17 protein-coding genes are annotated in these 17,506 nt (G+C 42.4%); 8 read left to right on the top strand and 9 right to left on the bottom strand.

Going from position 1 to position 17,506, the window contains the following annotated elements:
* The first annotated feature begins 168 nt into the window (after positions 1-168).
* Positions 169-3,054: a polysaccharide lyase family 8 super-sandwich domain-containing protein gene (locus AAGA51_RS08845; RefSeq protein WP_052404562.1), complete on the top strand. Its 2,886-nt coding sequence runs from the start codon at positions 169-171 to the stop codon at positions 3,052-3,054.
* 388 nt (positions 3,055-3,442) lie between these two features.
* Here AAGA51_RS08845 and AAGA51_RS08840 read toward each other — a convergent pair whose 3' ends face one another.
* The 5 genes from AAGA51_RS08840 to AAGA51_RS08820 form a co-directional block, all read right to left on the bottom strand.
* Positions 3,443-4,066 carry a hypothetical protein gene (locus tag AAGA51_RS08840; protein ID WP_217995496.1) on the bottom strand — a complete coding sequence of 208 codons (624 nt, stop codon included), beginning with the start codon at positions 4,064-4,066 and terminating at the stop codon, positions 3,443-3,445.
* A gap of 206 nt (positions 4,067-4,272) precedes the next feature.
* Positions 4,273-5,901, bottom strand: a complete 1,629-nt coding sequence (locus AAGA51_RS08835; RefSeq protein ID WP_081878663.1) for a methyl-accepting chemotaxis protein — start codon at positions 5,899-5,901, stop codon at positions 4,273-4,275.
* Positions 5,902-6,556: 655 nt separating this feature from the next.
* Complete coding sequence (locus AAGA51_RS08830) at positions 6,557-6,787, bottom strand: cysteine-rich CWC family protein (protein ID WP_081878664.1); 231 nt, start codon at positions 6,785-6,787, stop codon at positions 6,557-6,559.
* Between the two features lie 58 nt (positions 6,788-6,845).
* Complete coding sequence (locus AAGA51_RS08825; RefSeq protein ID WP_042482147.1) at positions 6,846-7,196, bottom strand: hypothetical protein; 351 nt, start codon at positions 7,194-7,196, stop codon at positions 6,846-6,848.
* Positions 7,184-7,516, bottom strand: a complete 333-nt coding sequence (locus AAGA51_RS08820) for a hypothetical protein (protein WP_042482149.1) — start codon at positions 7,514-7,516, stop codon at positions 7,184-7,186. Before AAGA51_RS08820 ends, AAGA51_RS08825 begins: the two co-directional genes overlap by 13 nt.
* A gap of 359 nt (positions 7,517-7,875) precedes the next feature.
* Here AAGA51_RS08820 and AAGA51_RS08815 point away from each other — a divergent pair, with 359 nt between their 5' ends.
* Positions 7,876-8,061 carry a hypothetical protein gene (locus AAGA51_RS08815; protein ID WP_042482150.1) on the top strand — a complete coding sequence of 62 codons (186 nt, stop codon included), beginning with the start codon at positions 7,876-7,878 and terminating at the stop codon, positions 8,059-8,061.
* 221 nt (positions 8,062-8,282) lie between these two features.
* The gene (locus AAGA51_RS08810) at positions 8,283-9,614 is read left to right on the top strand and encodes a leucine-rich repeat-containing protein kinase family protein (RefSeq protein WP_042482152.1); all 1,332 of its coding nucleotides are present in this window, start codon (positions 8,283-8,285) and stop codon (positions 9,612-9,614) included.
* A 70-nt stretch (positions 9,615-9,684) separates the two neighbouring features.
* Here AAGA51_RS08810 and AAGA51_RS08805 read toward each other — a convergent pair whose 3' ends face one another.
* Positions 9,685-10,200, bottom strand: a complete 516-nt coding sequence (locus tag AAGA51_RS08805; protein WP_042482153.1) for a superoxide dismutase family protein — start codon at positions 10,198-10,200, stop codon at positions 9,685-9,687.
* A gap of 475 nt (positions 10,201-10,675) precedes the next feature.
* Between AAGA51_RS08805 and AAGA51_RS08800 the strand changes: the two genes are divergently transcribed.
* The 3 genes from AAGA51_RS08800 (at position 10,676) to AAGA51_RS08790 (ending at position 12,484) form a co-directional block, all read left to right on the top strand.
* The gene (locus tag AAGA51_RS08800) at positions 10,676-10,990 is read left to right on the top strand and encodes a MarR family transcriptional regulator (protein WP_042482156.1); all 315 of its coding nucleotides are present in this window, start codon (positions 10,676-10,678) and stop codon (positions 10,988-10,990) included.
* A 74-nt stretch (positions 10,991-11,064) separates the two neighbouring features.
* The gene (locus tag AAGA51_RS08795) at positions 11,065-11,649 is read left to right on the top strand and encodes a hypothetical protein (protein ID WP_042482157.1); all 585 of its coding nucleotides are present in this window, start codon (positions 11,065-11,067) and stop codon (positions 11,647-11,649) included.
* 85 nt (positions 11,650-11,734) lie between these two features.
* Positions 11,735-12,484 (top strand): DUF2971 domain-containing protein, encoded by a 750-nt coding sequence (locus tag AAGA51_RS08790; RefSeq protein WP_342291454.1) that lies wholly within the window; start codon positions 11,735-11,737, stop codon positions 12,482-12,484.
* A gap of 50 nt (positions 12,485-12,534) precedes the next feature.
* On the opposite strand, the gene AAGA51_RS08785 is transcribed toward AAGA51_RS08790, so the two are convergent.
* Positions 12,535-13,575: an IS481-like element ISVvu4 family transposase gene (locus AAGA51_RS08785; RefSeq protein ID WP_000903432.1), complete on the bottom strand. Its 1,041-nt coding sequence runs from the start codon at positions 13,573-13,575 to the stop codon at positions 12,535-12,537.
* A gap of 80 nt (positions 13,576-13,655) precedes the next feature.
* Here AAGA51_RS08785 and AAGA51_RS08780 point away from each other — a divergent pair, with 80 nt between their 5' ends.
* Positions 13,656-13,901, top strand: a complete 246-nt coding sequence (locus tag AAGA51_RS08780) for a hypothetical protein (protein ID WP_342291453.1) — start codon at positions 13,656-13,658, stop codon at positions 13,899-13,901.
* Between the two features lie 276 nt (positions 13,902-14,177).
* Here AAGA51_RS08780 and istB read toward each other — a convergent pair whose 3' ends face one another.
* Positions 14,178-14,918, bottom strand: coding sequence for an IS21-like element helper ATPase IstB (istB, locus tag AAGA51_RS08775; protein ID WP_337165987.1), 741 nt, complete (start codon positions 14,916-14,918; stop codon positions 14,178-14,180).
* 9 nt (positions 14,919-14,927) lie between these two features.
* Complete coding sequence (gene istA, locus AAGA51_RS08770; RefSeq protein WP_337165989.1) at positions 14,928-16,460, bottom strand: IS21 family transposase; 1,533 nt, start codon at positions 16,458-16,460, stop codon at positions 14,928-14,930.
* A 241-nt stretch (positions 16,461-16,701) separates the two neighbouring features.
* Between istA and AAGA51_RS08765 the strand changes: the two genes are divergently transcribed.
* On the top strand, positions 16,702-17,241 hold the full coding sequence (locus AAGA51_RS08765; RefSeq protein WP_042487818.1) for a hypothetical protein: 540 nt from the start codon (positions 16,702-16,704) through the stop codon (positions 17,239-17,241).
* Positions 17,242-17,506 lie beyond the last annotated feature (265 nt).

Here is a 17,506-nt window from a genome sequence, read left to right as displayed (position 1 = left end):
AACTTGGCAATACTGATTTTGATTGAATATGCTTCGCAGTTATTCATTGAACACCTAACCAATTTTCATAATCTGTCTCAGAAAACCAAAGAGTAAGTAACGTACGGTTTAGCTTCCTTTTTATGATGCGCTCCAGTTTATCAACTGGTTAATAAATAAGGATAAAACGTGAAAACTTTTAAATATTCACTTTTAGCTATTTCGTTAATGGCGGTGATGGGTTGTAAAGAGAGTGCTTCCTCCTCTGAGGCTCAAAAGAATGTAAATGACGCTACCCAAGTGACTCAAGATAATGCAACTGAGCGCAAGGAGAGAAAAGCGAACGCTCAAGATTTTGCAACACTGAAGCAAAGGGTGATACCTGATTTCGTTGCAAGTTCAGAAGCTTCAGCAAAGAAGCAGGGCAAGAATCTGGCAGAGTTGAGTGATGAATATTTGGCTTCGATTTCCGAGCAAGGCTCATGGGTGGATGTCAATTATCAACAAGTTGAAAAGCCGGGCTGGCAGCCGAGCTTGCATTTGGATCGATTAGTTGTCCTAGCGGCACAGTACAATAAAAATCCGACACAGGAACTGGGTAAAGCGGTGAGTAATGCACTCACATATTGGTTAGATGCAGATCCGAAAAGCTGGAACTGGTGGTGGCACGACATCGGTATTCCCAAACGCATAGGTTACAGTGCGGTGATGGCTAAAGATGCTTTAGATGGCGCTCTATTAGAACGTATTGCTCGCTATTTGCCTGACACTCCAAATTACTCGCCAAATAACCCTAACAGCCCGATCCCGAAAGCGGCGAACAGAACAGATATTGCTTTGGCAGTGTTAAACAGAGGTTTACTCACCGGAGATGCCGAAATGGTCGGCAAAGCTATTTCAGACATTGAAGACACTATAACGGTTAGCACGGCAGACGGTATTCAACACGATTATTCGTTCCATCAGCACGGTCCACAGCTTTATACCTCGGGTTACGGTCCGGTATGGTTTGGTGCCGCAGCCAAATGGGCGAGCTTTGTGGATGGCTTACCATGGCAGTTTTCGGCAGAAAAAACAGAGATTCTCGTGTCGTACATGATGGATGGACAGCGTTGGTCTAAACGTCATGGACAGTGGGACTACAACACAATGAGTCGAGGCATTAGCCGAGTCAAAGCCACTGAATACATGGCGGAGGCAGCAAAGGCTCTTCCTGAAAACACACCTATGGATTTGATTGCGAAATGGGCTCCAGAACGCGCTCAGGATGCGGAAAACTTTAAACGCCATGAGTTTGGAGATGTCGGTTCAGGCTTGAATGGTTTTAAGCACTTCTGGCGCAGTGACTATTCAGTGAAATCTGCCGATGGGCATATGTTCAGTATCGGTATGAACTCGCAACGTGTTGAACCTGCCGAAGCGGGGAATGGCGAAAACTTGAAAGGATTCTGGCTGGGATTCGGTAGTACCTTCCTGTTGCAACGTGGTAACGAGTATCACAACATCTTTCCTGTCTGGGACTGGACACTTGTACCGGGAGTTACTGCTCCTGAATACGTAGGACAAGCCGCAGATTGGGGACGCATTATGCAGCCAGATGTGTCATTTGTTGGTGGCGTGTCTAACGGCAAGTTTGGCGTTACCGTAATGGATATGGATATCAACATACGCCATGCAGAAACGGCCCATTCAACTCAGCCAAATTTCTACAAGTACGGTGAAGGGAAAGGAAGAACAAAAGCCAAGAAAGCTTGGTTTAGTTTCTCGGACGAAGTGGTTGCACTTGGCGCAGGTATCTATTCAACCAACCATGAAAACGTCAATACCTCTGTTAACCAAGTTCTGCTCAATGGGCAGGTTACGGTTGATGGCAAGACGATTGAACATGGGCAACGTGCGCTTACTGACACTAAATGGGTTCACCACGACAACGTAGGTTATGTGCTCCCTGAACACTGGCATGGTAAGCTTTCCAATCAGACACAAACTGGTGATTGGAGCTCGATTCGTACCGCAAATAAGCCGGAATCAGTAAGTAAAGAAGTGTTTGCTTTGTCGATCAGTCATGGCTCCAAGCCCGAAAATCAAAACTATCAGTACATTGTTGTTCCGGGAACAAATGTTGAACAAGTCGCGGTTTATGCTTCGGACATTCCGGTATCGGTTCTGGTAAACAATGAGAAACTTCAAGCAGTCACACATAAAGGCCTTAATGTGACGGGCATTGTTTTCCATCAAGCAGGGGAAGTAGAACTGGGTGGAGGAGCGGTTGTTAAAGCTAACCTTCCATCTGTGCTTATCCTTGATGAAAGCGGTGACAAGCCGATATTGAGCGTGTCCACTCCAGGTCAAAGTTTTGCTCCGCTTGAGCTGACGCTGATGTCTGCTAAGTATGGCAACGTAACACATTCAGTTCTGACGCCGGGTGGTGAGGCGGAAACTGGAAAAACACTGACGTTTGCTTGGGATGAGAAGATTGATGACACGCATCGTCATTCAATGTTAGTACAGCAACAGAAAGAGTTAGCGAGTCAAAATAAATTTGACCTGCTGGCCGAAGCGGATACGGAAGTTCAGGGCGGTCGCTATGCAGATGAAAACTTCGATATCGTTTCTCGCTGGGATTTGTATGTTGGTCAAATAGCCGACAAAGAATCGCAAGATGCTAACGTTACCAAGACTTTAAAATCACTGCTTAAGTTCAACTTAGAACGATTAACGGATACGCCAGTTAAGAAAGCGACGTTGAAACTTCATGTCCGTGACTTTAGCGGTGCGACAGAGCAAGTCATCAACTTACTTAAACTGGACAACACCGACTGGCATGAAAGTTACGTTACATGGAATGATGTTGATGGTACGGCATTGCCAACCAATCAGGCACTAACCATTAGTGACAAAGACAAGAAACAGTGGGTTGAGTTAGACGTGACAGAACTTGTTGAAATGGCTCGTAAGCAAGGTGTTTTAAGCTTGATGCTTGAGAATGCAAGCGAAGGCTTTGTCGCTTTCGGATCGGATGAAACCGAGCAAATTCCGATTCTAGCAATCGAACGAGTGGTAGATACGAAATAGCAGAGTGATGAACAACAAATAAATGTTGTTGAAGTACAAACGGTGGTCAATGACCACCGTTTTTTATCGTTATTACTTTGTTGCCATTCTTCCAATAACACAAAGCCTGTTTCGTCTGTTTTGGATCAAAGTAGAGTGGGTGGGTTGACGCTAAGGTAAACACAGTTTTCGCTGAGTTGAAGGAGACAACTTACATGAACAAATGTGGACAGTGCCGACAATTTTCCCGCACGCCCGACAATCAAAAAGATTTGTGTGGTGCATGGGAGCAGCCTACCTCTGCAACGAGAGCAGCTTGTGAGTACTTCATGCCGAAAAAGCCACTTCGCAATATGGAACCTATAACGAAGCAGCCTTAGCGTTCAGTATTCCTATTTATTAAATGCTTCTATTGCTTAGCTTCCAGTTTGTCCAGCAGCGCTTTTTTGGGTTTAGCCACTACGCCGTAAATGAAAGCAACTGGCAGGCCAACCGCCAAAAGCAGAATGATAGACACCACGATAATCAGGGTAATTATCAGTTTCCACATTACGTTATCCAACACATTCAATGAAATGCTTGGAATATGGTCTTTGGATACATCAAACAGCTTTTCAGTGTTGCTGACAAAATCAGGATACTGAGCCAGCATTTCGATAACGTCGTTGTTGATGGATTGAAGGCTAAGCGCAATTCCTGCTAACGAGTCGTTAACCTGAGGCAGTTCGCGAGCCGTGTTAGGAATAGTCTCCAGCATGGTATTCACAGAGTTGGTCAACTGAGTAGCACTACCAATCATTTCTGATAGCTTTTGTTGGTTCTCCGGCGACAGTTCTACATCACTTTTCGCTAAGGTGTCCAGTGAGCCAGACAAGGCTTGCATGGCTTCCGCTAACTGTTTAGTGGCTTCACCGACGGTGGTTAACTCAACATTGACTGAGTTGACTTTGACATCAAGAACCGGTGATTTAGCGGGTTTAGTTGCTTCTACTGACGGTGCTTCGGTTGCAAAAACAGAGGCGCTAACAAACATTGAGAATAGTAGCCCCAAAGTGTTTAACCTGCGGGAGAGTGTGTTTGCTTTCATCATTTTGCCTTAGTACATGGTAGATAACGTCATTATAACCATGAAACTAAGTACATATACTTCCTAATCCCTTATTTTTTACCAGTATTATTGATGAGAAAGTGAAAAGGAGCACAGATAAGTGCTCCTTTGTCTATGCTCGGGAATGAGGGTTAACCGACCTTAAATTGGCCCACATCTTTAGACAGTTTATTAACTGAACTGCCTACCAGTTTCGCTACTTCGTTAATCTCGTTAGACAAACCTTGACTCACTCGGTTTTGCTCGTTTAAGTGTTCTAGGTTGGTGCTTAACTCTTCTGACACACTACTTTGTTGCTCCGTTGCCGTGGCTATCTGAGTTGCCATGTCACTAACGATCGTCGCAGAAGACTGAATTGATTCGAACATTTGCTGAATGTTCACTGAGAGTTCAACGTTCTTCTCGACACGATTTGAACCATCTAAGATTGAACTCACGGCGTCTTTCACACCACTTTGTAACTTGTCGATCATGTTCTGAATTTCTTCAGTGGATTTTTGTGTTTTGCTTGCCAGAGACCGAACTTCGTCAGCAACAACAGCGAATCCTCTGCCTTGTTCACCAGCTCGTGCTGCTTCAATTGCGGCATTAAGAGCGAGCAAGTTAGTTTGTTCTGCAATGTTACGAATCACTTCGAGTACCGTAGCGATATTGTTTGATTCACTCGCCAACTGCTCGATCACTTGGTTGGCCTTTTTGATGGAGTTCGCGAGTTGGTTAATCTCATCCACCGAGTTATCAATGATTTTCATACCCTGAGTGGTAAGCTCGGCAGTGTGATCCGTTTCGTTCGCTGTGCTTAGCGTGCGTTCTGCCACTTCGCGAATGGATACACTGAATTCATTCACTGCTGCAGCAATTTGCTCAATGCTTCTCGTTTGTTCATTACTTACGCGTTGAGCATTTTCGTGAGTATTTGTAAGTTGAACTGCATTGTTTTCCAACGACGTGCTGCTTGATGAGATTTCAGAAATTAGGGTTTGTAGCTTAGCCACAAAGTCATCAAATGCCGAAGCCAGCTTACCCAGTTCGTCGGTGCGTTTAGAGTTGATGCGCTGTGTTAAGTCACCATCTCCTTCGCTGATTTCTTTGATACGTCGAGTGAGGTCATTGACACTGCCAACCAACACTTTAGGAACGACATAGCTAAGTGCACCAGTAAGAATGATGATGAAGGCTACGAATATCAACATGTAGAGCTGCATCTTTGAAGTCTCTTCTGAGAATTCATTTACTTCGACGTTGGCCTGTGAATCTAGCTCTTGACTGGCAATATCATAGAGCTCTCTTAAACTCTGGAAATCATCAGAAACTGTTGAACCAAGTAACGCTTCGGCTTCTTTGGTATTACCATTATCTACCAGCTTGAAAAACTCATTCGACGACTGCTCCCATTTTCTAAAACGGTTTTCAAAGTCATTCACTTTGCTCGTAATTGCTGGGTGGTCATCCATCAGATTCTTAAACTTCATCATGCGGTCATAAGCTTGCTTAGCATTATCTTTGAAGTCTTTTAAATCGTCTTGCCCCGGACTAAGCAAATAATGGAGTTGAGCAACATAAGCTTGATATAAATCTCGGTCAGCATTCAAAACGAAAGAAACAGAAGGAAGGAACTGATGACCAAAATCATCTACACCTTTGTTTAGTTTTTTGGTTAGCGTGCCGTAGGTTAGAAATAAGATAATGAGCGATAAAACAGCAATCCCCATTGATATAGAAAGTTTGGCTCTAATGCTCTTTGTTACTATCCCGAACATAAATCACCTCATGTGACAAAAATGCAAATACAACACTGACGATCTATTTTTCTTATTATTTGTTTAAATTTAAGTGATAAATAAAATAACTGCAACGTTTCGCCCTATATGCATCAATACACAAGCGCATGTCGATAAAATGTTAATCCTGATGAAATAGAGATATCTACGTTTGAAATATGAATGTGTGTAGCATATTGTTCTTCAAGTGTTTTATTAGTGCTTGTGTTTGTAAAAAAGAAATTATTTTAGAGCAAATACTTGGTTGATTTAAGGTTGATTAACTAATAACTTTATACAAATCAATTGGATGAAATGGTTTTGTTGTGTGTGTATTACTTTGTTTCTTTTGGTTACAATCGTTTTTAGCTTTTCTCATTGATATTTTTCTCTAAAATTAAACACTAAAAAATTGTGGTTTTATTAAAACATTCTACAAAGGGTGGTTTAGAATTATTACTCTATTTTACTCCTGTTTTTAACGAGGTTATTTCTTATTTTTAATAGTGCGGATATGAGGTTTTGTAATTGAAGTTATATTTAATTAAAACAACGTGATCCATTCTATAGGTGCTAGAGATAATGTTGTTATACAACCTGAAAAACAGTTTTTTAATAGCGTTTGTGTTTTATCAAATTATAAACGAGTAGGGAATTAGCCTAGTTTTTGCTCTATATGATAGTTCAATACACAAGTTCTACAGACGCATGCTTTTCTTCTTAGCTCTGGTGGAATTCGCGAAAGCAATTCCTCGGGAAAGGAAATTGCGGGATCGTTACACCAACAGGATTTCTTGATATCTAGTGCGCCTAAGTTGATACAGGCGTTGGGCTTACCACACAACGGGCAAACAAGGGGATCGGGTTTTAATTCGGTTATTTTCACGACTTAGGTCTCTCAGTAATACTTACCTCTTACATGTATAGAGAGTTATACACTGAGCCTAAAGAAAATGCATTGCTAAAGCGATAATCAAAGCTGGTAATCCTGCAATAAACAGCACGAAACCTGCTTGATAATTTTGTCTGTAATGCTGTTTCTCTTCTTGTTCGAAATTGTGCTCTTTGACCATACTATACACGCTATCGGTTTTTGCATCGTCGATTCGAGTATTTTTACTGTGCATACCGCCTGTCCAAAGCAGCTTTGCAAAAATCCATATTACGACCACAACATAGAATAGAAAATCTTCGAACCGAGTAGTCTTAAACTGCTCAACATAATGGGATAGGACAAAGACTGTCAGCATCGCCAGAGCATTAATCAGAATTACATATTTAATCAGTTTAACCATGCCATAACACCACTGATGAAAATGAATATCACACCGACTATCCCTAAAGACAGAGAGAAACTAACTTGGTTTACGTAATCTTGTTGGTCATTCACTTTAGACACTAGCTCTCTGTGCACTATCATGGATAGAAAATGTTGATTTGAAGGATGATTGCCATCAAAAGCAAGCAAGGCGATAGCCAATGAGACGATACCGCTGTAGGTGATGTAATCGATAAGTGCTATTTCGGTTAAGTAGCTGAAGTTCATTTTTGCTAAGTAGGCAGCCGCACTGACGACGATAAAAAGTACTCCGATTTTGAGTAGTATTTTGAACATTCGCTTCTCTCTATTAGTTTTCTGTGCGTTGCAGTCATTGAATGAGATATAAGAACAGTTGAGCCAGTATACATAAATGAACACTGAGAGCTTTGGTAGCTAATAAAACCTGAACGTAGAATGTAAGCTTTGAGACGGCTATCGCGTGAAGAAGGTTTATAGATCAACAAAACACTCAGTAAGTATTTATTTGTAGGTACTTTCCCCCTGTGTCTCCAGCTTTGTAGCATTGTTAAGCAACACATCTCCATATTTATTTTTTTGAATTTTGACTGAAATGAAAATCGTAGTTATATCAAAGAACTACTAAACTGATTACGTTAACGTAATCACTGATTTTTAATTGCAAGGAAAGTGCTATGTCCCAAGAAAACGGTAAACAGGAAGTGACGGTTGTCGATATCAAAATGCCATTTATGTCGATGGTTGTATTTATGGTGAAGTTTGCCATTGCCTCAATTCCAGCCTTCATTATTTTGAGCCTAATAATTTCGTTACTAATGGCTCTATTCGGTGGAGTGTTCCATGGGATGGGGAGATACTAGTTATAGCCTAAAACGGTGAAACCACTGTCTGATAAAGGGTGGGGTTATAAAATCAGTCTATTGCTCGTCCTTACTGTATAACTCTACCCAAAATAGTCAGTTCTGATTCTCGCTACGATGGCTTGCTTCGTGTTACGTAACCAAAGCGATTAAGTTATAATCCAACACTTTTTGAATTTAGGAACGCCGCTACCGCGTGTTTCTTTTTGATCGGGTTGATAATGCACACACTTGAACAATTGCGCTCTGGAGAGTTACAAGGTCTTCGTCGACTAAAGCTATCCTGTGGTTTAACTGAGTTTCCTCGCGAAATTTTCTCGTTGTCGGATACGTTAGAGATTCTTGACCTGACAGGGAATCAACTCTCGTCACTTCCAGATGATCTGGAACAACTCATCAATCTCAAAGTTATTTTTTGTTCACAGAATCAATTTACGCAATTACCCGAAGTACTAGGACGATGCAACTCGCTAAGTATGGTGGGTTTTAAATCCAATCAGATTGCAGATGTCCCCGCCGCCTCTTTACCTGCCCAGCTGCGCTGGCTTATTTTGACGGATAATCGTGTTCAATCCCTGCCTGAAAACATTGGACAATGTTCTAGGTTGCAGAAACTGATGTTGGCGGGAAACCAGCTTTCCTCTTTGCCTGAATCTTTAGCTCTCTGCCATCGTTTGGAATTGATCCGCATGTCAGCGAACCAGCTTGAAGCTCTGCCTGAGTGGATATTCACTTTGCCCAAGTTAACTTGGCTAGCTTATGCCGGAAACCCTTTTACAGAGCGTTTGGAAACACAAGCTTTAGAATACTCGATGACGGGCATTAATTGGCATCAACTAGATATGAATGAGTTGCTCGGTGAAGGCGCATCAGGCTTGATCTATCGAGCTAGTTTGTCTAGTGAAGAGGTGAGCCATCCGGTTGCCGTTAAACTGTTTAAAGGCGCAATGACCAGTGATGGTTTGCCAATGTGCGAGATGGCCTCAACTATGAAAGCTGGCCAACATTATGCTTTAACGCAGACTCTTGGACGTATTCAGCATCATCCTTCCGGTACAGATGGTCTTGTAATGGAACTTATCCCTAATGAGTTTAATAACTTGGCTCAGCCGCCAAGTCTTGAATCTTGTACACGTGATGTTTATTCCTCAGACAAGCAGTTTTCCACTTCAGCGTTATTTAAAGTTGCAGGTGCTATTGCGGATGCTGTAAATCATCTTCATCAACAGGGTGTAATGCATGGCGATTTGTATGCTCACAACATACTGACAACGCCATCGGGCGAGGCACTCCTGAGTGACTATGGTGCAGCTTCCTTTTTTGATGCAGAAGAACCTTATCAGGCGGCGAGGTTGCAACGTTTAGAGGCAAGAGCATTCGGATGTTTGTTGGAAGAGTTGATAGCGCGCTGTGATGAATTAGCTGAAGATGTTAGAAATAATTTAGACACACTGGTTTCTCAGTGTTTGGCTCCTGAAATCATGGATCGACCAACATTTGAGGATATCTGCCAAGTTTTGTTGGATATAAGCCATCAAAGCCAGAAGCAATAAAGATTTAAATTTGTCGAGGGTGCTAACGCAACCTCGACGATTATTGCAAAGCCTTTGTGTTGTTAACGCCTTAATCTATAACACCACAAACGACACGAGCGCCGCCACCTCCTAGCGCAGAAGGCATATCAGAATGATTGTCACCACCAGCGTGAATCATCAGAGCTCTGCCTTTTAAGTCGGAAAGTTTTATACGTGGAGCGACTACAGGCTGGACGGCTTTATTATCCATTCCAACGTATAACGCAGGTAAGTCACCTAAGTGATTATCATCTGTCCACGGATATCCATGTTTACCTGTGCCTTTGGGGTCGTAATGACCGCCAGCACCGCCGCCTAGCACAGTTTTTCCATCTTTTTGTGTACTGTCACACGAGGGATTTGTATGCACATGGAATCCATGTGTCCCAGGTGTGATGCCTGAAAGATAAGGGGTAAATACGACACCGTATTTGCTTTCAGAGAGTTCAATAGTACCCGCGCTTTTATTGGTGTTTAAATCGGTCATTGTGATTGTTTGAGCAACCGCAATAGGTGCAGCGGCCAGCGTAATAACCACGGTTAAGTTTCGTAATCCTTTGAGCATAACTTATGTTCCCTTCACTGATATTTGTGCAGCCACAAAGTTAGACTGCGCGGAGTGTTGTTATGAGGCTTACTTCAGCTTTGACCACTATCTCTAAAGAGCAATAAGACTATCGCCTCTCGGTTCATCATCTAATAGTAATCACTATATTTGGTATTAACAAAATAATAACTTTTAAATGGTCTGCACATGGTTTAGGGAAGATTGCGAGAACTGTCAGGGCTGACCTTGGTATTGACTATCTCGTTGCAGAAACACTACTCAACCATGCGATGGGCAAACTAGACCAAGCTTACATTCATACCCACATCGAACTACAGAACTCACAAGCCTTAAATACCTACCATTTGTGGCTAAAAAAGTGCTGGCAAACCTGTTTTAGTTCTCTACTTAAATAACTTTTCACAACCCAAATGATCAATCAGATCAAACGGTAACCTATTTTTAATTCTGAATAACAGGGGATAAGCCTGACATGACGTTTTTATGCCAAAACGAGCCAATAAACGAGGCGCTTATAACTGCTGCGCGCATAGCACCACATCAAGTGGCACTAGTTAAACCAAGCAAAACACAACTGAAAGTTCTTAACGCGATCAAAGCAGGGGAGAAAGTGACAGCTGTGGAAATTTCTGAGCGGTGCGATATATCGCCAAACTTCAGCAGCACGCTGTTAAAAGGGCTTGTTGACAAAGGTTACCTTGGAAGAGAGGGGAAAGGCCGTTTGTGTGGTGGAATAGAGTTTAAATATTCTAAGATCGATGATGAGCTAATATACAAAAAAGTTTGATGAAACTAATAACGTAATTGATAGTATTAGTCGATTAGGGATAGATCAAAAATACACTTAATATGAAAACGTTAATGAAATATATTCTGGTGGGTGGTACTGGACTACTACTCATTTCCCCAATTCTAGTTTACTTATACCAATTTGGTTTCGGTATTTGGGATAGTCACGATGATTGGGCAAAAATGGGGAGTGCCTTTGGTGGTATTTATGCTCCGATTTTGACTGCCTTAACTATCTATTTGCTCTATAAGCAGCTGACATTGCAACGGGAGATGCATGACAGTCAGGTAAGATTAAACGTCATAAGAGACACAAAAGACAAAGCTAAAGAAACCATTAGGGCAATTGAGAACCATCTTAATCTCACAAACGGACAAACTACCAATTTTGAATTTCTATCACATATTTTGACGTCAGACGAAGATGAGTGGTTAATGCCTTTTTGGTTTACTAATAAAACGCTGAAAGTAAATTTTGTTTGGCTTTTTTCTCAGCTCGATACAATGAAGACATTATCGGATTCACATGTAGAGTATTTGGTTGCGTATCAAGATTTGGTCGTGAATAGCCTTTCCCAATTTGACAGCCATTTTTTAAAACTCCTTGAGGCGAAGGGGCATATTAGAGCTCCTAATAGTATTAAACATTTTTCGTAGAATTATTCCACAGCGTTGGTTGGGTTATACGTTGTCATAATGAGTGTTGTTCGTGACTACCGAGAGAGATGCTAAGGAGGGGGATATGGGAAGAGTTGGTAGAAAAATAGAGATGAAAAGAGTAAGGCGTTTCCTAAAAGAGAATATCGATGTCAAAGGCAAACTTCCCCCGTTGTATAAGTATCTAGGAGTGGAGGGTGCTCGTTTAACCTTAAGTAATCGAACTTTTAAGTTTGCAAAACCTACTGATTTTAATGACTTAGAAGACTTGACAGTTGGAAGTATTTTTGAGGGAAAGTTGGAAAATGAGTTACTAAACCTTACGCACGTTATGCCTGAAGTTTTAATTAATAACTTGAATACGCCTGTTACTTGCCCATCACCGATGAAGGAACAAGTTACTCAAATGCAGTCTATATTGAAGCGAGACCCAAGTCTTTTGGCAGAAATTAAGGGGCTACAGCCGATCGAAAATGAAGTTGAAGCTTCAATAAAGTTTACCAAAGGGTTTATAGATGAACTAAATGAATCAATGCAAGACTACAGAGTGCTTTGTGTTACTACAACACTCAATTCAGAATATATGTGGACTAGATATGCAGAGATGCATAAAGGAATTGCCTTACGAATTGAACCTAATATTGAAAAAGACTCAAAGTTTCAGCTCTTTAAACAAGTGAATTATCAAGAATATAGACCCGCCTTATACAAGAATGCTCAAGTGTTTATTGAAAACGCATTATTTGGAGATAGGCAAGCGTCTACACATGAAAAGATAACGGCAATAATTTATACAAAAACTTTGGACTGGCGTTGGGAGCATGAATTGTACTAATTCAGACCTGATCTGACAGTTACCCACTTTTCGACTTGGTGCCTGTCAGATTATATCTGGGCTAGATTCTTTTCAGCCCAGATTGATTTCCCATCCTCTAATGTTTCTATCGGCGTTCTGCCACAGCACATTTTTCCTTGATGAGTACGGTGATTGTTGTAGTAGTCCATCCATTCGTCCAGATCTTTCTGCAACTCTTCGATAGAACCATACAGTTTCTTTCTGAATGTCACTTGGTAGAACTCATTCAATATGGTCTTGTGGAAGCGCTCGCAGATACCATTTGTTTGTGGTGACATCGCTTTAGTTTTCGTGTGGTCGATATCATTAATGGCTAGGTAGAGCTGGTAATCGTGCTGCTCAACACGACCACAGTATTCAGTGCCTCGGTCAGTCAAGATTCGCAGCATTGGCAGTTCATGCGCCTCAAAGAACGGTAGAACCTTATCATTCAATATATCCGCTGCGGTGATTGGTGTTTTCGTTGTGTAGAGCTTGGCAAAGGCGACTTTACTGTAGGTATCAACGAAGGTTTGTTGATAGATGCGACCAACACCTTTCAAGTTGCCAACATAGAATGTGTCTTGAGAGCCGAGATAACCTGGATGCGCTGTTTCTATCTCACCACAAGCCTCATCATCGTGCTTCTTACGCTCAAGAGCCGCAACTTGCTCGTCTGTTAGGATAATACCGTTCTCTGCGACCTGTTTCTCCAGTGCGATAAGACGTTTCTTGAAGTTCTCTAGGTCATTGCGAAGCCAGATTGAGCGTACGCCACTTGGAGAGATAAACACTCCCAATTTACGTAATTCATTACTCGTTCTAACTTGTCCATGAGCTGGGAAGTCGATGGCGTATTTGATAACGGCTTGCTCAGTTTCACTATCAACACGGTTCTTCAAATTCGGTGCTCTTCGGCTACGGTTAATCAGAGCATCAATACCCCCCGTCTCAACCAACTCTTGATAACGGTAGAAAGTATCTCTTGATACCCCCATAACCTTACAGGCTCTAGATACATTACCGAGTTCTTCTGCAAGATTGAGAAGGCCCGCTTTGTGTTTGATAATTGGATTGCTAGTATGAAGCATGAGAGTTACCTCTTTTTGTCTTTGATTAGTGATTAAGCACCTTTAATCAAAGTGGGTAACTCTCTTCTTTTCAAATTGAAGTGTCAGATCTAGTCGGAACTAATACACATGAATATCGGTTAGCCGTTCCTCTTTTTTTGGGAGAGAAACCTTGGAATACTCTTCCATTCCACCCAGAAGAACTAACAGAGCTACATCTTGGCACTGAAGTTGAAGTCGAGTTCAAAGAACTTGTTATAGATTTGGCTCGCTCAATTAACCCTCAGATAGCGATTTTCCAAGTTCGACGCAATTCAAAAGGTAAACTCCGTTCCGAAGTTGTCTAGAGAATAATACATTAGGTTCTTTCTGGTTTGCTCTAGAGACAAACGATGCCAACTCGCGCGAAATAAAAATTTTTCAGGGCTCTAAGTCACCACCGCAAGCGTTTTGTGTTTAGTAATTTTGCTGAATGTGATGGGCTTGCGTGATGCATAACGCAGTAGCATGTAATATCCCCTAATCCCTTTGAAACTGTAAGTAGTGCGTATTCCGGTGATTCCGGACACCGGCTCCGGTTTAACCGGACGCCTCATATCCCTAACTTTTCTCTAACCCTATTTTTACTCTACCTGTCCGGATTGCGCCAGTTTTCTCATTGATTCTCCTCCGAGTTCTATTCGGTGACTGTTGTGGATTAACCTATCCAATAAGGCGTCAGCAACCGTGGCATTGCCTATCATGTTGTACCATTCTTTAACCGGAAGCTGGCTTATCATAATGGTGCTGCTGGTTTGATAACGATCCTCCAGAAGCTCCAGCAAGTGACCCGCATGATCCGGACTCAACTTTTCCATTCCCCAGTCATCCAAGATCAGAAGTTGTTTTCTCGACAGAGCCAGAAGTTGCTTTTGGTAAGTCCCGTCAAGGCGACCTGAACTCAGGTCATCAAGTAAACGGCTGAGCCTGTGATAACGGACACTGTAGAGCTGGTCGCAAGCTTGAGCTGCAAGCGCACAGGCAACGTAGGTTTTTCCTGCTCCCGTCGGTCCGGTGATCAGAACGTTTTGTTTTTTGTGCAAGTAGCTCCCGGTTAATAGCTCACTCATTTGAGTACGCTTAAGTCCTCGTCCTTCTTTGTAGATAATCTGACTTGGCAGAGCATCGACCCGGAGTTTAGCTTGCCACTTCAGGCGTTGGATTTTGGCCTGATTTCGTCCCAACACTTCGCTTTCAAGCAGCAGGCTTAACCGCTCTTCGAAGCTCAGCTCTGCATAGGTCGATAACTGCTCTTGTTGTTGCTCCAGAGCCGAGGCGGCATGGCTCAGACGCAGTGATTTGAGTTGTTCGCTTATTGTGTTCATCATTCTCTCCTAGTGATAACTGTTGGGTCCGCGCACATTGCTGTGTTGGATGTCAGGGGTGGATTCCGGAGTCGAAGACAACAGGCCTTCCCGGTGATTTTCAAGCAAGTTTCTGATGAACCTGAGATAGGGTTTGTTCACCATCAGAGCATCTTTACATGCCTGCTCTAAGCGAGCGTCACCGTATTTTTTCGTCAGGTTGAGAAGCCCAAGGCAACTGCGATTGGCTTGCGCAGGATGCGCTTTCGACATGAGTAATCGGTTGACCACTTCTTGTGTCGCTGCGCCGATCCGGCCTCCCCAGTTAAGTAACCGCTCTGGTGACCATTTTTGATATTGATGATTGCTGGGCATATGCTCCGGATAAGTACTGATCCCATGCTCTTTTTTACTGGCTGGGTGCTGAGAGATCAGATTACCCTGATGGTATATCTGTATCAGCCTGGAAGTGGCTTCAAGCTCAACGTATTGGCCCACTAACTGATGGGGAACAGAGTAATAATGCCTTTTGTATTCGATGTGATAATCCGGCCCCACTTTGGCGCGTTTGATTTCTGTGTAGAGATAACGTTGTACGGGGAGAGGTTTTAGTGCCGGCTTATCCAGAGTATCGAACAGCTCCTTTCGGCTGGCTCCCAGTTGTTTCATCTGTCTTTGGTTCAGTGAGTCCATTAACTCCCGGATAGAGAGGTTTAGCTCTTTGAAGGTATGGAAGGTTCGGTGACGAAGCCGCATCATGATCCAACGCTCAACGATAAGGACGGCATTCTCAGCCTTGGCTTTATCTTTGGGTTTATAAGGGCGTGCTGGCATAACGGCCGTGCGGTAATGGTACGCCAACTTGCGGTAACTATCGTTGAGCTTGGGTTCGTAGCGGTCCGTTTTGGTCACCGCGGATTTTAGGTTATCAGGTACAAGCAACGCCGGAACGCCGCCGAAGTGTTCAAAGGCATTGGCATGAGCTTCCAGCCAGTGCTCAAGTCGCTGGCTTTCACAGGCTTCAACATAGGTGTAGTTGGACGCACCTAACGTCGCCACGAAGATCTGAGCGTTGCGGATTTCTCCGGTTTCAGGGTTTACCACCGGGATGGTTGGTCCACAGTAGTCGATGAACAGTTTGTCACCGGCCAGGTGGCTCTGACGCATACTGCGTTTCTGCTTCTTTAACCAACGAGTGTAATGCTCGCAGAACTGGCTGTAACGATAAGCTCTCTCCTGATATTCAGCCAGATACTCTTCCCACAGCAGATGTTTGCTCATGCCCTTACGTTTCAGTTCGACAAAGCACTGGGCGAAGTCCGGCATCACCTTTGTGTCGCTGATTGTTTTGTCACGATAGAGAGTCTGAGCCAGTTCAGTATCAGAGCAGCTTTCAGGGAGAGGCCAACTCATTGCGCTTTGCTCAAAACGGGTCAGTATTTCTGAGATGGTTGAACGACTTACTTTCGTGCAGGAAGCGATCTTTCTGGTCGACAGATGGCACTCATATTTAAGGCGTAATACCTCTTTGATGTTTGTCATAGATGTTCTCTTTTTCGGCATTATCACTTCCTTGCTACGTTAATATGCATAACAAGAATAGTGAGTGATTGATTTAAAAGAGAAAAGAGGGATATTCCGGAGTAACCGGACAGGGTTTCCGCTTAACCGGACAGTGATTCCGGAGTTAGTGGAAAAATGGCTGGTTTATGCCGGAAATAGTGTCCGGATTAAAACGGAATGGGTGTCCGGGGAATCCCGGAAACGGTGGCTGGATTGCTCCGGAATACGCAAGTAGTAAGAGATGTCATCATTCATTGTTGTTGTATGGATCATTCTAGCTTTATTACATATGACATATCAGTTTATACAGTCGCCTTCTATAAATTTATGGCTAGATAAAGTTAAAAATTCCACGTCGACTTCTTTGTCAGTAATTGCAGGGTATTCTGATGAACAGGCGCTTAAAGTTATCGCCAATTACTTTCTGTTTTTTTCAGCTATCTTGTTTTGCATTTCGGTTGCAATTGTAAAGTTAACAGAAACCGATATTGTGATATTGAAAAATCTTTCAGTGGCACTTTTCTATTTTTACGTCTCTGTTTATTTATGGTCCAAAGATAGAAAACGAATTGTTCAAGGAATACTTGGTGACTTGAAAAAACTTTCTAAGAGAATAGTTTTTTGGTCAATATTCTTGGCAGTAGCATTTTATTTATATGATGTACTTCAAAACGAGATCCCCATTACTGAAGAAGATATAAAAACCTCACTCATGCCTACAATCATTTTGCTGTTGATCTTGGGGTCTCAGTCATTTTTCTTACACAAGGCATTTTCGTGACATTTTTATTTTTGCCAGCAGTATGTCTATTGATATATCTGAAATTGTTAGTGCGCTTCTCAAAAGTTCTTTAAGAAGGTAAAGGGGAACGATTAGGAAGGTTGATACCAATGTTGATCACTCTTGGTAGCATCCTGACTGTTATTGACTCATATTTGTTTTAGATAATGTAAGACGCTGCATGATTTCGTGTTTTGTAGTGACCAATATCTAACATATTGATAATCATCGGCTTAAATTTAATTAATGAGCTAATAATTATTGT

This window comes from Vibrio diazotrophicus, assembly GCF_038452265.1.
GTDB lineage: Bacteria > Pseudomonadota > Gammaproteobacteria > Enterobacterales > Vibrionaceae > Vibrio > Vibrio diazotrophicus.
The sequence above is the reverse complement of the archived record's forward strand: the minus strand, read 5'-3'. Positions and strand labels throughout refer to the sequence as shown.